16 protein-coding genes are annotated in these 14,941 nt (G+C 63.0%); 8 read left to right on the top strand and 8 right to left on the bottom strand.

The features are described from left to right. Positions 1–82: 82 nt before the first annotated feature. Positions 83–571 carry a cupin domain-containing protein gene (locus DVS29_RS32435; protein WP_420816182.1) on the bottom strand — a complete coding sequence of 163 codons (489 nt, stop codon included), beginning with the start codon at positions 569–571 and terminating at the stop codon, positions 83–85. Between the two features lie 230 nt (positions 572–801). Here DVS29_RS32435 and DVS29_RS32440 point away from each other — a divergent pair, with 230 nt between their 5' ends. Then, positions 802–2,808: a potassium transporter Kup gene (locus DVS29_RS32440; protein ID WP_240655925.1), complete on the top strand. Its 2,007-nt coding sequence runs from the start codon at positions 802–804 to the stop codon at positions 2,806–2,808. A 19-nt stretch (positions 2,809–2,827) separates the two neighbouring features. On the opposite strand, the gene DVS29_RS32445 is transcribed toward DVS29_RS32440, so the two are convergent. Continuing rightward, positions 2,828–3,046: a hypothetical protein gene (locus DVS29_RS32445; RefSeq protein ID WP_118184657.1), complete on the bottom strand. Its 219-nt coding sequence runs from the start codon at positions 3,044–3,046 to the stop codon at positions 2,828–2,830. Between the two features lie 287 nt (positions 3,047–3,333). Here DVS29_RS32445 and DVS29_RS32450 point away from each other — a divergent pair, with 287 nt between their 5' ends. The 4 genes from DVS29_RS32450 (at position 3,334) to DVS29_RS32465 (ending at position 7,775) form a co-directional block, all read left to right on the top strand. Then, the gene (locus tag DVS29_RS32450; protein WP_118184626.1) at positions 3,334–3,990 is read left to right on the top strand and encodes a peroxiredoxin; all 657 of its coding nucleotides are present in this window, start codon (positions 3,334–3,336) and stop codon (positions 3,988–3,990) included. Between the two features lie 64 nt (positions 3,991–4,054). After that, positions 4,055–5,125, top strand: coding sequence for an MBL fold metallo-hydrolase (locus tag DVS29_RS32455; RefSeq protein WP_118184629.1), 1,071 nt, complete (start codon positions 4,055–4,057; stop codon positions 5,123–5,125). Between the two features lie 362 nt (positions 5,126–5,487). Continuing rightward, positions 5,488–6,729, top strand: a complete 1,242-nt coding sequence (gene hpnI / locus DVS29_RS32460; RefSeq protein WP_118184631.1) for a bacteriohopanetetrol glucosamine biosynthesis glycosyltransferase HpnI — start codon at positions 5,488–5,490, stop codon at positions 6,727–6,729. After that, positions 6,726–7,775 (top strand): lysylphosphatidylglycerol synthase domain-containing protein, encoded by a 1,050-nt coding sequence (locus tag DVS29_RS32465; protein ID WP_118184634.1) that lies wholly within the window; start codon positions 6,726–6,728, stop codon positions 7,773–7,775. Before hpnI ends, DVS29_RS32465 begins: the two co-directional genes overlap by 4 nt. A gap of 52 nt (positions 7,776–7,827) precedes the next feature. On the opposite strand, the gene DVS29_RS32470 is transcribed toward DVS29_RS32465, so the two are convergent. Next, complete coding sequence (locus DVS29_RS32470) at positions 7,828–8,520, bottom strand: phosphatase PAP2 family protein (RefSeq protein ID WP_118184636.1); 693 nt, start codon at positions 8,518–8,520, stop codon at positions 7,828–7,830. A 460-nt stretch (positions 8,521–8,980) separates the two neighbouring features. Continuing rightward, positions 8,981–9,292, bottom strand: a complete 312-nt coding sequence (locus tag DVS29_RS32475) for a DUF4148 domain-containing protein (RefSeq protein WP_118184638.1) — start codon at positions 9,290–9,292, stop codon at positions 8,981–8,983. A gap of 295 nt (positions 9,293–9,587) precedes the next feature. Between DVS29_RS32475 and DVS29_RS32480 the strand changes: the two genes are divergently transcribed. After that, the gene (locus tag DVS29_RS32480; protein WP_118184640.1) at positions 9,588–10,319 is read left to right on the top strand and encodes a hypothetical protein; all 732 of its coding nucleotides are present in this window, start codon (positions 9,588–9,590) and stop codon (positions 10,317–10,319) included. Between the two features lie 11 nt (positions 10,320–10,330). Here DVS29_RS32480 and DVS29_RS32485 read toward each other — a convergent pair whose 3' ends face one another. Continuing rightward, positions 10,331–10,795, bottom strand: coding sequence for a hypothetical protein (locus DVS29_RS32485; RefSeq protein ID WP_118184642.1), 465 nt, complete (start codon positions 10,793–10,795; stop codon positions 10,331–10,333). Between the two features lie 310 nt (positions 10,796–11,105). Between DVS29_RS32485 and DVS29_RS32490 the strand changes: the two genes are divergently transcribed. Continuing rightward, complete coding sequence (locus tag DVS29_RS32490; protein WP_118184659.1) at positions 11,106–11,345, top strand: hypothetical protein; 240 nt, start codon at positions 11,106–11,108, stop codon at positions 11,343–11,345. Between the two features lie 20 nt (positions 11,346–11,365). Here DVS29_RS32490 and DVS29_RS32495 read toward each other — a convergent pair whose 3' ends face one another. The 3 genes from DVS29_RS32495 to DVS29_RS32505 all read right to left on the bottom strand — a co-directional run bounded on the left by DVS29_RS32495 (position 11,366) and on the right by DVS29_RS32505 (position 13,594). After that, on the bottom strand, positions 11,366–11,866 hold the full coding sequence (locus tag DVS29_RS32495; protein ID WP_124800745.1) for a hypothetical protein: 501 nt from the start codon (positions 11,864–11,866) through the stop codon (positions 11,366–11,368). A gap of 35 nt (positions 11,867–11,901) precedes the next feature. Continuing rightward, positions 11,902–12,315, bottom strand: a complete 414-nt coding sequence (locus tag DVS29_RS32500; protein ID WP_118184646.1) for a hypothetical protein — start codon at positions 12,313–12,315, stop codon at positions 11,902–11,904. A gap of 151 nt (positions 12,316–12,466) precedes the next feature. Next, positions 12,467–13,594 carry a DUF4864 domain-containing protein gene (locus DVS29_RS32505; protein ID WP_118184648.1) on the bottom strand — a complete coding sequence of 376 codons (1,128 nt, stop codon included), beginning with the start codon at positions 13,592–13,594 and terminating at the stop codon, positions 12,467–12,469. Positions 13,595–13,738: 144 nt separating this feature from the next. On the opposite strand from DVS29_RS32505, the gene DVS29_RS32510 reads away from it, so the two are divergent. Next, positions 13,739–14,863, top strand: coding sequence for an alpha/beta fold hydrolase (locus tag DVS29_RS32510; protein WP_240655926.1), 1,125 nt, complete (start codon positions 13,739–13,741; stop codon positions 14,861–14,863). The last annotated feature ends 78 nt before the right edge of the window (positions 14,864–14,941 follow it).

Below are 14,941 nucleotides of genomic sequence, written 5' to 3' on the forward strand. Positions count from 1 at the left end.
GCGGCCGCGGCGTTCCGCGCGAACGCCCGCGCACCCGCGCTCACGGCGCACTTCGCTGTGTACGTCGCGCTTTGTACGTCATTCACGCGGCGTGAAGCCAGTGCTCGGGGACGGGTCCCGCCGCCCCGTGCACCGGGTCACTCGCCGGAAACGGCAGGGCTTCCATCTGCTGCACCTCTGCGGGCGTCAGCGCGTCGCGCCGGATGTCCCATTGCTGCCCTTCCGGATACCCGCCCACCACGCGAAAACGCCCCGTGAACGACTGCAGGCAATGTCCGGTGCCCGCCGGCAACAATACGACGTCGCCAGCATGGAGATGCACGACGCGCCCGCCTGGGCCGCCCAGGATGACCTCCGCCGAACCGGACACGACGCCGAGCACTTCATGTGCCGTCGAATGAAAGTGGTGATAGTCGAAGATGCCGTCGCGCCATTGCACCGGCCAGCGGTTGCGCTCGAACATCGCCTCGAAGCCGTCGATCAGCCGTTCGTCGTCGCCTTGCAGCACGTTGCGATACAGCACGACCGGTAGCTTGCGGTTGTTCGGCACCCAGTCGGACGGCGGCAGCATGAAGACCTCGTTGCCGTGTTTGTCCGCATTCATTGCACTGCCCGCGCCGTGTGCGGATTTTCCTGTTGCAGGTTCGCGCATCGCGTTTCCCCCGTGGTGTCCGTGACATTCAATGGTCCGCATAAAGCGCGCCCGACGTTCGTGTCCGCGCCCGTGCGCGCCGACATCTCCATCGCGAGGTATGCACTTTGCTTGAACACCGTCGTCGCAGTTCATGGAGGCTCGTACGGATGAAGTCGAACAGCCCGACCACCCCGGCACCGGGCCGTTACCGGCAGCACACGGGAAACGAACGCCACGACAGCGGCCGCGCCGAACAGTTGCGCGACGATGCTGACCGCGACCCGCAGCAGGACCAGGGAGGACGCAGCAAGGCGTTGCCTGGACTGATGCTCGGCGCGCTCGGCGTCGTATTCGGCGACATCGGCACCAGCCCGATCTACGCATTGCGGCAAGGCGTGGTGGATGCCGGCTCGGTGGACGTGACGACCGTGATGGGCGTGCTGTCGATGATCGTGTGGGCCGTCGTGATCGTCGTGATGGGCAAGTACGTCTGCTACGTGATGCGCGCCGACAACGAGGGCGAAGGCGGCATCGTCGCGCTGACGGCGCTGGTGCGCTCCGGCTACGAGAAGGACGGCCAGTCGGTGCCGCGCCTGCTGCTGATGGCGGGGCTCTTCGGCGCCGCGATGTTCTACGGCGATTCGATGGTCACGCCGGCGGTGTCGGTGCTGTCCGCCGTCGAGGGCCTGAGCCAGATCAGCACGAAGTTCGATCCGTTCGTCGTGCCCGCCGCGGCCACCATCCTGATCGGGCTGTTCCTGTTCCAGCGGCGCGGCACCGCGGTGGTGGGCCGCGCGTTCGGGCCGGTGATGCTGCTGTGGTTCGTCTACCTCGCCGCAATCGGGCTCTATCGGATCGTGCAGCATCCGGAAGTGCTGCGCGCGCTGTCGCCCGCGTGGGCTTTCGCGCTTGCGCAGCACCACACATCGCTTGCGTTCATCGTGCTCGGCGCCGTGATCCTGTCGCTGACGGGCGCCGAAGCGCTGTACGCCGACATCGGCCACTTCGGGCGCCGCGCGATCCGTCTCGCGTGGCTGTGCGTCGTGTTTCCGTCGATCGTCGTCGGGTACTTCGGGCAGGCGGCCACGCTGCTGTATCAGCCGGGATCGTCGCAGCAACCGTTCTTCCTGGCGGCGCCGTCATGGGCGCTGATACCGACCGTCATCATCGCGCTGCTCGCAACGGTAATCGCGTCGCAGGCGGTGATTTCCGGCGCGTTTTCGATGACGAGCCAGGCGATCGAGCTCGGCTTTCTGCCGCGGCTGCGTGTGGTTGAAACGTCGAAAGCGCAGCGCGGCCAGGTGTATGTGCCCGCCGTCAACGCAGTGCTGTTCGCGGCAGTGCTGTTCCTCGTGCTGACGTTCCGCAGTTCGGACCGGCTGACGTCCGCGTACGGCATCGCGGTGGGCCTCACGATGCTGATCACGACCGTGCAGATGGTGAGTCTGTCGCGGCATATCTGGGGCTGGTCGTGGCTCGCGGTGGCTGCGCTCAGCGTGCCGCTGATTGCGATCGACGCGATGCTGGTCGCCGCGAATTCGCTGAAGATTCCGCAGGGCGGCTGGTTTCCGGTCGCCGTCGGCATCGTGCTGTTCGTGCTGATGGCCACGTGGAATCGCGGCCGCGAACTGGCCGCGTTGCGCGCATCGCGCGCGCAGCCGCTCGATGCGTTCCTGCGCGAGACGCTGCATGGCGACGAGCCCCCTGCGCGCGTGCCGGGCACCGCTGTGTATCCGGGCAACATGTCGGGTATGACGCCGTCCGCGCTACGCTGCAACGTGCGCCACAACCGCGTGCTGCACGAGACGTCGATCTTCTTCGCGAACCGCTCGGAATCGGCACCACGCGTCGACGATCACACGCGTATCGAAGTGCGCGATCTCGGCGAAGGCTGTTACGAGATCGTGTCGCGGCACGGCTTCGTCGAGCGGCCGAACCTGCCGCGGCTGCTCGCGATGCTCGAAGGCCATCTCGGCGACTGGCGCTTCGATCCGGACCACACCACCTTCTTCCTGCCGCGCGACGAGGTGATGCGCGGCGGCTCGCACGGCCGCATGCCGCGCTGGCGCGAGGCGCTGTTCGGCGAGATGTCGTTCCATTCGACCTCGAGCGCGGAGTACTACGGACTCGGCGGCGACGACGTCGTGGAACTGGGCGTGCAGGTCGTGTTGTAGGACGGGCTGCGACAGATGGTCACGGTTTGCGCTGCTGCGAATGACGCCCGCCGCCGCCCGGTGGCTCGGGTTGCGAGCCGGTGCCGTACGGCACTTCCGCAGTCTGCTCGGGATGCACGTTCGAGCGCGGTGGATTGCTTTCCTTCGCGACGCGCGACTGCCCGTCGGGCATCGCGTGACGTTCCTCGGGCGTGCGCTCCTTCAGCGGCGCGTGCTTGCTGGTTTCGTTATCCGGCATGGCAATCTCCTGACAAGTTGCAATCGACACGCTTCTGCCGGCAGCAAGGATCGGGCCGCGTGGCTGACGAATTTCGTTCGCCGCCGAACCAACGCCACCGATTTGCGCGATCATGCTGTACCGACGAGCGTCTTCGCCCGCCGGACGCATAGCGCATCTTCAGCAGTGGTTGGTCCCGCTAGCGTTCCCATCGCAGTTCGCAAGCGCAGTTCATAACCGCAGTTCATAACATCAGCCGGGCCTGTTCGGGCCTCTCCCTTCGGTCAATCACATCACAGGAAGGCACCATGTCACTTCGAATCAACGACGTCGCGCCCAATTTCACCGCGCGCACCACGCAAGGCACCATCGATTTCCACACCTGGATCGGCGATCAATGGGCCATCCTGTTCTCGCATCCCAAAGATTTCACGCCCGTCTGCACGACCGAGCTCGGCTACATGGCGAAGATCGAGCCGGAATTCACGAAGCGCAACGCGAAGCTGATCGGCCTCTCGGTGGACCCGGTGGAAGACCACGCGCGCTGGGCGGCCGACATCGAGGAAACCCAGGGCGCCGCAGTCAAATATCCGATGATCGGCGACACCGATCTCGCGGTCGCGAAGCTCTACAACATGCTCCCCGCCGAGGCCGGTGACACGAGCGAAGGACGCACCGCCGCCACCAACGCCACCGTGCGCTCGGTGTTCATCATCGGTCCCGACAAGCAGATCAAGCTGATGCTGACCTACCCGATGACCACCGGCCGCAACTTCGACGAAATCCTGCGCGTGCTCGATTCGATGCAGCTGACCGCGAAGCATAAGGTCGCGACGCCGGTCAACTGGAAGCAAGGCGACGACGTGATCATCACGGGCGCGGTGAGCAACGACGAAGCCGACAAGCTGTTCCCCGGCTTCAAGACCATCAAGCCGTATCTGCGCACCACGAAGCAACCGGGCTGACATACAGGAAACGCGGCGGCCCGCAAGGACCGCCGCGCACGCGCGCTACAACAAGAGGTCCGCGATGATCTTCCGCCAGCTGTTCGACCCCGTGTCGTCCACCTATACGTACCTGCTCGGCGATGCCCGCAGCGGCGAGGCAGTGCTGATCGATCCCGTCTACGAGCACGTGCCGCGCGACATGGCGCTGTTGCAGGAGCTGGGCCTGCGCCTGCGCGCCACGCTCGACACCCACGTGCATGCCGACCACGTGACCGGCGCCTGGCGTTTGCGCGAGCGTTGCGGCAGCCAGATCGCGCTCGCCGAAGCAGCCGGCGCAGACGGCGTGGACCGGCCGCTGCGACATGGCGATCGCATCGCATTCGGCACGCGCTATCTGGAAGTGCGCGCGACTCCCGGCCACACCAACGGCTGCCTCACCTACCTGCTGGACGACGGCAGCATGGCGTTCACCGGCGACAGCCTGCTGATTCGCGGCTGCGGCCGCACCGATTTCCAGGGCGGCAGTCCGGAACAGCTGTTCGCGTCCGTGCGCGAGCAGATCCTGTCGCTGCCCGACAGCTGCCTGCTCTATCCTGCGCACGACTATCGCGGCATCACGGTCACGAGCGTGGCCGAAGAGCGCCGCTTCAATCCGCGCCTGGGCGGCGACGTGGATCTCGGCGACTTCGCCGGCTACATGAACAACCTGAATCTGCCGCACCCGAAGCAGATGGCCGTCGCGGTGCCGGCGAACCTGCGCTGCGGCAAGCCTGACAATGCCGCGCCGATCGCCGAAACGCCCGACTGGGCGCCGCTCACGCTGCGCTTCAGCGGCGTCTGGGAGATCGAGCCGATGGCGCTGCTGGAACAGGCGGCGTCGGTACAGATCGTCGACGTGCGCGAAGCACCGGAATTCATCGATCGGCTCGGTCATCTGCCCGATGCGAAGCTCGTGCCGCTGTCGCAGCTGATGGACCGGCTCGGCGAATTCGACCGCGAGCGGCCGGTGGTGGCCGTGTGCCGCTCGGGCGTCCGCTCGGCCCAGGCGAGCGTGCTGCTCGGCAAGGCGGGCTTTGCAAGGGTGGCCAACCTGGCCGGCGGCATGCTGCGCTGGAAAGCGGAGGGCTTGCCCGTCGCGTCGGAAAGCGTGTGACGTGCGAAGTTCGATGGCCGGCGAGTGCGTGCCTTCACGGCATCCGTCTTGCGGGTCATGTGCGCGTCACCTGCGCGTCATGAAGCGGCAAAGGCTTCGGCTTGTGCTTCAGGAATGTCTTTCTGGAGTCGATCAGTTAAGCTACTGCATGATTTCATTCGATCCGGTTCATTTCGGGCCTGGTCTGAAACCCGATCGAATGGATTCCGTAAGCGTCTCGAAGTGCACGGGCCGAAGCGTTACCGGCTCGAGCGGGACGCGCCGTAGCATGACTGACATCGGAGCCGATCAATATCGGCGTTTGCCTTGCGCGCCAGCCGGTTCGAGTGCGCACGAGGCGTGTCACGACTCCCGGAGACCCCATGACCGTGTTGCACCTGCTGCGCATGCTGCCTGAACTGTTTGCTGTGCTCTTCGGGGTGTGTGCAGTCCTGGGAATCGTCTACACGCTGTTTGCCGGCGCGCTGATCGGACGTTTTTTCGCGCGCAGATCCGCTACCCCCAGCCACTACCCCGGCGTCACGATCGTCAAGCCGCTGCACGGCGACGAGTGGAATCTCGCGGAACATCTCGCGAGTTTCGTCGAGCAGGATTATCCCGGGCCCATCCAGTATCTGTTCGGCGTACATGACAGCGCGGACCCCGCGCTCGCCGCGGTCGAAGCACTGCGCGCACGCTACCCGCAGGCGCGGATTCGCGTGGTCGCCGATGCGAGGCTTTACGGGCCCAACCGCAAGATCGCCAATCTCGTGAACATGCTCGAGCACGCGGAACACGACGTACTGTGCTTCGCGGACAGCGACGTCTGCGTCGATCGCCGCTATCTGCTGCATATCGTCGGCGCCCTGCAGGAGCCTGGAGTCGGACTCGTCACGAGCGTGTATAGCGGTCTGCCGGCGCCGGGTGTGTGGCCGCGCTTCGCTGCCGCATCGATCAACTATCACTTCCTGCCCGGCGTGATCACCGGGCTCGCGCTGGGCCGCGCGCGGCCGTGCTTCGGCCAGACGGTGGCGATGACGCGCGACATGCTGTCGCGCATCGGTGGTCTCACGCAGTTCGCGCATCACCTTGCGGAAGACTTCGAGATCGGCGAGGCCGTCCGTCGAACCGGCGCGACCGTCGCGATTCCGCCCAGCATCGTCCAGCACGCGTGCGTCGAAGATACGCTCGCGAGCCTGCTCAAGCACGAGTTGCGCTGGTGCCGCACGATCCGCGCGGCGGACCGGTCCGGGCACCTCGGCGCGGTGCTGATGCATCCGCTTCCGCTTGCAATACTCGCGGTGCTATTGTCGGCTGGCGCGCCTTACGCATGGACGCTGGCCGGTGTGTCGCTGCTGGCTCGCGCGTGGCTGATCCTGCGCGCCGATCGCGCGACCGGTGCGCGACGCAGCGGGCTGTGGTGTCTGCCCACCTGCGATCTGATCCAGTTCGGCATCTACGTGGCGAGCTTCTTCTCTTCGCGCGTGATCTGGCGAGGCCGATATTTCCGCGTGGATGCAGCCGGCCTGCTCACGCCGGTTTTCAAGGACGCATCGGGTACGGGCATGCACGCCACGGCGGACTTCATGCCGAACCACTCCGACGAGGAAAACGCGGTCAGATGAAATACGTCGGCCGGCTGGTTGCTCTTTGCGGTCTCGCGATTGCGTGCTGGCTCGTCTGGCGCGAACATCCCGCTACCATTTTCCATTTGCTGCGCGCCGCCGGCGCGGGGCTCCTGCTGTCCGCCGGCGTGCACGTGCTGCCGATGCTCGCCAATGCGTGGGACTGGCGCACGCTGATCCGCAAGGCGCAGCGCCCATCGCTGATGGCGATGTTCAAGCTGGTGTGGATACGCGAGTCGATCAACAGCATGCTGCCCGTCGCGCGGATCGGCGGTGAAATCGTCAGCTTCCGGATGCTCGGCGCGCTCGGCGTCCGCCCGCCGATCGCCGTTGCGAGTCTCGTCGCCGACATGCAGCTCACACTGATCAGCCAGCTGATTTACGCGCTCGTCGCAGTCGGCTATCTGCTGGAACACACGCGCTCGGGCACCGCGCATACCGTCGGGCAACTCGTCTGGTCGATCGCGGGACTCACACCCGTGCTGCTGCTGTTCGCAGTCGTGCAGCACGCGCGGCCGTTCGAACGCATCGCGCATGCGTTCAACCGCATCACGAGCGGCAAGGTGTACGACCTCATCGGCCAGCCTGGCCGCATCGATCAGGCGGTCAAACTCATCTGGCGGCAGACCGGTGTCGTTGCGCGTTACCTGTTCATCTGGCAGACGCTGCAGTGTCTCGGCTTCGCGCTGGAGATCTGGATCGCACTGCGCGTGCTGGGTGTGGACGCGACCTTCGCGGAAGCCTTCGTGATCGAAGCACTGATCCAGCTCGTGAGCAGCATCGCGTTCGCGGTACCCGGTGGTCTCGGGGTGCAGGAAGGCGGCTTCGTGCTGATCGGCGGCATGCTGGGGCTCGATGCGCCGACGTGCCTCGCGCTCGCCGGCGCGCGGCGCATACGTGACGTGCTGTTTTACGTGCCGGGTCTCGTCTACTGGCAGATCGCCGAACATGCGCTGTCCGGCGATCATAAGAAGCGTGACGAACGCGCCGACCGCGTTCCCGGCGGCGAGTCTGGGTGGCGTTCGGGCAAGCGCGCACCGCGTTAGTGTGTGACTGCGTCGCGCTTCGCGTCGCTGTTCGCGTCTAAAGCAGCGTCGATCACAGCGCGTGAATGACGGTCTGCATGAGTTCGCGCGGCTCGTTGAACATCGTGGCGAGTTCGAAACACACGAGGAACGCGGTGGTGTAAGCCCACGCCGGATACGATTCGGTGAGCCGGATGACCGGTACTGCGAACCATTTTCGCGGACGCTCACGCGTCAGGATCAACGTGACCACGATGCCGATCAACGCGCCGGCCAGGATGTCGGTCGGATAGTGCAGGCCGAGGTAGACGCGCGGCAGGCAGATGATCAGGAAGCAGTGCAGCAGCGCCAGAATGCCCAATGGCCGCGACATCAGCAGAATGCCGATCGCGATCGACGTCCAGATCATCGCGTGGTCGCTCGGGAACGAACTCCAGAAGCGCAGGTTGTCGCCCAATGCGCCGGTCATCGGAAAAGTCAGATGCAGGTTCGGGTCGTACATCGGGCGCACGCGGAACGGCAGATAGTGCGCGAGCGCTCGCCCGAGCAGCAAAGAAACCAGACCGCTTGCCAGCGCGGCGATCACCAGTTCACGACGTTTTTGCCGGTCTTCCTGACTGAACCAGAGACTCCAGAGAATCGCGACGGGCAGCAGTCCCTTGAATACATCGAATCCGCTGACGAGCATCATCAGCTTGCCGATCAGCACATAGTGCGACAGGTGAGCGAGCAATAAACTTTGAATGTGATAGTCGAAACTTTCCATATCGATCTGCTGCGATCCCCGGTTGTTATGTGAACTTCGGCGAACTTCGTCACTGCGTTCGACGAGTGTCACAAATTTGCCCCGCAACCGTTGGAACGTGTGTAAGCGTTTGTATTCTCACGCTCGCACGAAGACCTTCGGGATGACGTGCAGATGCAGTGCGACGTCGCACCGTCGAGGAACGGCCGTCCGCACTGCTGTAACGGTTGGGAAAGTCAGCGATTGCAGATCGACTGACATCCTTAAGGTTCTCTTAAGGATTCAGGTTTCAGCCTGAAGGGCTACCCATCGCATGCAGCCGATCTCGCCTGCATGGGCTGTTCGCCCGTGCTGAAGCGTCGATCGCACATCTCGTTACATTTGAGTACCGTGACATGCGGTCGTATTCAAAAAAATTCCGGTGTCGCATTCTCTCTTTCAATTGCAGAACACCGAACGCGTTTAGCACACCGGGATGCGCCTAGTGGTGCTCGAATAGCGTGCCCGGCTGCCCGCTCGTCATCGAGTGATTGATGGTCGAGTGGCCCATGGCAGGCGAGCCGATATCCGACGAACCGTTCGTTGCCGTGCCGAATCCTGCGTTGTCGCTGCCCTCGGGCGTCGTTTCCGGATAGTGAACCTTCGACGAATGCAGCGTGCCATCCTGCTCCGCCGTTGCGACCTGCGCCTTCACTTCAGCACGTGTGGGCGCAGCATTCTGTACCTGCGCAAAGCTCGATGCGGACACGGCCAGCATCACACCGGCCGCAAGTATCGCGATACTCTTGTTCATCTCGTTTCTCCAAGGCATTAACACTGAAATCGCCGCATCAACGCGAAGCGCATTGGCTTCGTGCGGCTGTTACGACAAGTCCAGTTTACGTATCGAACCTTAGGTCAGGCTTATCCAGACTCATTCGTTGTACTGTTCTTTATTGCGCGTTTCGACAATGATTGTTTCGACATTCATTTCCAGCACTAAAAGACTGAAGCGCAGCTTAAGGACCATCGACATCGCACAAATAACCTGTGCGAACCTTCGCTATGATGTGGGGGGGCGATGCTTCGATCATGAACAGGGAACCGCCATGCTGAACGTCAAATACCGGCTGCACCTGCCGCGCCTCGCACCTCGTCGCACCAAGGTCGAGGTGCCGGGCTGGGGCGGCACGAAAGAGCCCCGGCGCGACGGCTCGCATGAACAGGGCTGGCATTGCCTGCCCTTCGTCGAGGGTGCGCAGTACGGCATCGAACTCTTCTATCCATACGACCACGAAGTGCGCGTGTCGCGCCGAAATGGAGAATTCGTATTCGATGGCGACTTCGGTCCCAACCCGGACACCGGCGTGAGCTGGCCGCCATTCCGCTCGTTCGGTGCAGGCTTCTACACCTATCAGCTTCTGCTCGATCTGAAAGTGCCGGAGGGCTTCGCCGTTCGCACCGAACCGCATCCGCGCTTCTATCTGAGCGACACGGACGACGTACCGCTCGCCGTACCGGCGCTCCTGCGCACGTCGTGGTGGCCGATGATCAATTTCGTGGTGTTCAAGGCGCCGCCCGGAGACGGCGTTCATGTGTTCCGTCCGGGCGAGCCGTTCATGCAGCTGTGCGTGGTGCCGTCGGAGCCCGACCTCGCGCTGGAACCGATGGGGACCGAGGAAGCCGCCGAGCGGGAAATGCAGTCGCGGCGAATTCATGCCAGCCGCGAGACGCTAGGCAAAGACTCGACGTGGACCTCGTCCACGAACACGGTGTTCGACGGCACCTACCGTCGCATTCTGGGCGCGGCTCGCGCAAGAGACCGCGCGGACAACGACTAGTCACCCCGCGACTAGTCATTCCCGAACTGTATGCCGATGCCCGGCACGACCACCGCCCCGTTGTAATGATGATGGTGGTGGTGGTGATGGTGGTGATAGTAGTAGGCCGGCGGACGCGGCTCGTAGTACACGGGCGGCGGCGGGGGCTGATAGTAGTACTCGCCACGCGGCGCGTAATAGCCGTGATGATGATGGTGGTGGTGATGATGGTGTTCGCGCCCGCGGTTCCATTGCACCTCTTCCATCTCGGGCAGCGCATTGCGGGCCTGCTCGTCCAGTACCGCGTTATGGGCTTTCAACGCCTCGACCGCGTTCGGAATGGGTTGAAGCAGATCGGAATAGGAATTGACGGCAAGCGGTTCCTGCGACGTCGCCGCGGCATTGCCCGCGGCATGCGCGTCCGTGCTTCCCACCGCGCTTCCCACAGTAGCGAGTCCAGCCAGTGTGCCTAGTAATCCGGCGATCTTGCGCTCCATCTGACGCTCCTTAAAACGAATTCACGTATCACCTTACGACCGATTCTATGAGTTGTTTATCCGCTGATGGATTAAGGAATTGTCAGGACTGTAACGATAGGTAGCTCGAACGGGCAACGTAGCGAACATCATGTTTCTAGCGGCGAGATCGCGCTAATAAAGCCTTATGGCAACCTTAAGAAAATGCTCCTGTTACACGAAATGAGCGGTATGCAGTGAAGCGGAAATGTGTGACGTCGACATCCGGGCATGCGCGTTGCGGCTTCACTGCTCAGTCGCAATGTTCGATGTTTTCACGGGAGGCTTCGCTATGAAAAAAGGATTCGTTCTGTTCGCGCTCAGCGCTGCGGTCGCGCTGACCGGTTCCACGCAGGCGCTAGCGGCTGGGTGTCTGAAAGGGGCCGCGGTCGGCGGCGTCGCGGGTCATATGGCCGGTAAACACGGTGTGGCGGGCGCCGCTGGCGGGTGCGCGATCGGTCACCACGAAGCGGCTAAAAAGCAGAAGGCTGCGAGCCAGGCGGCTGCGGCGAACAAGCCTGCCAGTCAGTGATCGCCGTAGACGGCGCTGCGTCACGGCACGGGCTTCCACACCTCCGAAACAAAGCCGCGAGCGTCGACGTGCCATTGCGCACTGCCCGCTTGCGCGCTGATGCCGTGACAGTGCCACGTATAGACGGAATCGTGTCCGGCAATGCCGGCTGGTACGTCGTCGTTCGGATGGGCATTGCAGTACTGGTTCGCTGCCGGATTGACGCGTTTGACGTTCGCCTTGCCGCACGGAAGATTCGCGCCGGAATTGCAGGCGATCAACTTGCCGTTCATGCAGCGTGACGTAACGTCCAGCTTCGCGTCGTCGGCACTGTCGATGCCGAACAGCTTTTGCACCTTCGGCGCAAGCGAATCGGGGATCTCGCGCAGCGTATCGTCGTTGCCAACCTGCCTGCAGTATTGCTCAGGTGTTTTCACGTCAGCACGCGCTGCAAACGACGTGGCTGCGCAAGCTGCAAGCAGCACGACACGGCACAGCGTGTTCGTCAACGACACGCGTTCAGGAACGACAGCGAAAGACATGATCGACAATCTCACCGTGAACTGCGAATGAACGCTCAAGCGGGATCCTGCCCGGCGCGCGGCCACGCGTTTTTCGCCCAGTTGGCCATATAGAAGCAGATCAGCAACGCGATGCCTGCGCCGATAAGACTCACGCGGGCGTGCAACACGAGCGCGATGCTCGTGCAAAACAGCGCAACGCATGCCGCGCCCAGGAACAGCGCGGGCGCGCGGGTCTGTACCCGGATGACGGCTTCCCCTTCGGCGGTCGCGCCTGGTCCGGTTAGCGTGAACGACGGGCGAATGCCGTCTGGCGACCGCTGGTGAAGCGTGACTGTGCCGCTCTCGGTATCGGTGCGCTCCGAGCGCAGTACCGAGCGTGACGACATCGCACCGATCGCGATTGACACCGCCATCGAAAACGACGCCCAGCCGAACGCGAGAAACGCGACAGGCACGGTCTCCGGCATCGGGTCAATCGCTAGCTGACGAGCAGCAGCCGCCATCATCACCAGGCCGATAGCCGCGAATATGCCGCCGACTACCCACACCGCGCTTGATTTTCCAGGACTCTTGCTATTAGACATATTTGATCTGGATAACGAAAGATGTAGAACCTATTCACTGCAACAGAACGCTATCCGTCGGGTGCGAAACACCCGATGTGCCGGACGCGTCGGGCACGAAATGCATGACGATCTTGACGGCGTGCGAGCATCCAGTCATCAACCACTCTTCTCGCCATGGCCGCTGCATCCGTCCATTTACCGTGCGTATCGGGTCGCCCTCATAGGTGTCGAAATGCGTGTCGACCACGCCCAGATTCCCGCACGACGGCACGCGCGCGGCGGCGCTGGTCTGCGCGATCGGCAGCAGGTCGCGCTGCACCTGCGGATCGGCGATGGACGATCCCGGATAGCTCTGGAACACATGCGGCGGCTGGTTCGGCGCGCTGACCGTCCACAGGTTCAGCACAGGATGCGCGTCGCCACATCCCTGCCCTGTCCATGACTCTCGGAACGTACCGCCGGCAATCCCACTGCTCGTATCGAATACCGGGCCTCTGAGGATCAGCAGATTCGACGAGCGCCACTTCATCGAAGGACAGTAACCCGGCAGGCTTTGCTCCACGCGCACGAACTGCTCGCGCGCCATTGAAGCGAGTAAAGGCTGACGCAAGTAGGCCTGCACTTTTTCGAAGGTTCCCGGCGGCACGCCGTTCACGCTCTCGACATGCTCGATACCCTCCGGCGTCTGAGCCTGCGCGGTTGCAACCGGCTCGGCTGCTGGCGGGCTCGACGCGTTCGCTTGCGCAACCTGCTGCGGCGCGGCATCGCTGGACGGCCTCGACGTCGCCACGCCTGCCTGCTCGAAATCGACCGACAGCACCCGCCACACACGATCGTCTCCTTTGACGAGGTTGACGGTGGCGGGCCGTGGGCTGCCGTCATCGAGCGTGATCGAACCCACGAGGCGCGCCTGGTTGCCCTCGACATGCCGGTTCGTCCACGATGCCGACTTGAAGCGGGACAGTCCGTTCGCCGCTGCAAACGTCTCGAAGCCGTCGGGCGTGACCGAACTGCGGAATGCCGGCGACGCGCTGTCATACGCTGCTTTGGCACCGTCTTTGGCGACCGTCTGAAAGAAGCCTGTGGCCGCATCGCTGATGCCGCCCGTCAGCCAGAACACGCCGGCAAACGCGACGACGAATATCACGACGATGGCGCCGATGATCTTGAGTGCTTTCATATTTGTTGCGCATACGGTAGTCGAACATGTACGCTCGAACGGTCTTGCGCATAGGGCGGCAATCGACCGTACGGGCCGTTTATGGTGCGTTCGTCGCAGGAACCTGCATAGCCAGCCGTTCCGTAGTCGCTGCACGCTTAAGCGATGAAATTCGCGCCGATCTACCGGATCGGATGTCACGACCCTGATCGATTCCATGAATCGTCATTGCGGGAGCCTCGGATGACAATGCCAGCAAGCGCCAGCACAGATAGCCTGGTCCATCATGTGAACCGTAGCCCACGGCACGAAACGGCATGGATCGAATGCGGTCCGGCGGATGGTCCGCTGATGATCTTCGTGCACGGATGGCCCGAGCTTGGCATTCTGTGGCGCCGCCAGATGCAGTACTTTTCGCATGCGGGCTGGCGATGCATCGCGCCCGATATGCGCGGCTATGGCCGCTCGTCCATCCCCACTTCCACTACCGCCTACACGCTGTGCGAAATCGTGGCCGACATGATCGAGCTGCATGACGCGCTTGGCGCGGATGCTGCTGTCTGGGTCGGTCACGATTGGGGCAGTCCTGTCGTGTCGAGCCTGGCCGCGCATCATGCAAACCGTTGCCTTGCCATTGTGAACATCTCGGTCCCGTATCTGCCGGATGGCTTCGCGTTGTCGAGTATAGTGCCGCTCGTCGACCGGGCGCTCTACCCGCTCGATGCATTCCCGCTCGGGCAATGGGATTACTACGCGTTCTACAACGAGCAGTTCGATCAGGCCACAAAAGATTTCGAAGCCGACATTCGCGCAACGTTCGCCGCGATTTTCAGGCGCGGTTCGCCGAACGCAGTCGGTCAACCGTCACCGACAGCAAGCGTGCGCGCCAAAGGCGGACGTTTCGGTGCGGCGCATCGTGCGCCAGACATTCCGCGCGACGAATCGATGATGAGCGAGCACGACTTCGACACCTTTGTGCGCAGTTTCACGTCGAGCGGATTTCGCGGAACGATCGCGTGGTATCTGAATGACGAAGCGAATATCGCATTTGCACGCTCGGCGCCGAATGCGGGCCGCTTGACGCTTCCCGTGCTCTTTCTCAATGGACTTTGGGATCCGATCTGCGACATCACGCGTAGCGCGTCAGGCGATCCCATGCGAAAAACATGCGCCGATCTCACCGTCGTTTCGATTGAAGGTGGTCACTGGCTGCCGCTTGAATGTCCGGACCGCGTGAACGATGCGATTGCGAAATGGCTTGATGAAAAGCAGCTATTGAGACTTACGTAAGTCATGACATCACCACAGCTCGGCTTGTTTCCAACATGCGACGATGATCGATTTGCGCTTCTGGCCGCTCTTGAGCTT

It is taken from the genome of Paraburkholderia phosphatilytica (genome assembly GCF_003443895.1).
GTDB classification, from domain to species: domain Bacteria; phylum Pseudomonadota; class Gammaproteobacteria; order Burkholderiales; family Burkholderiaceae; genus Paraburkholderia; species Paraburkholderia phosphatilytica.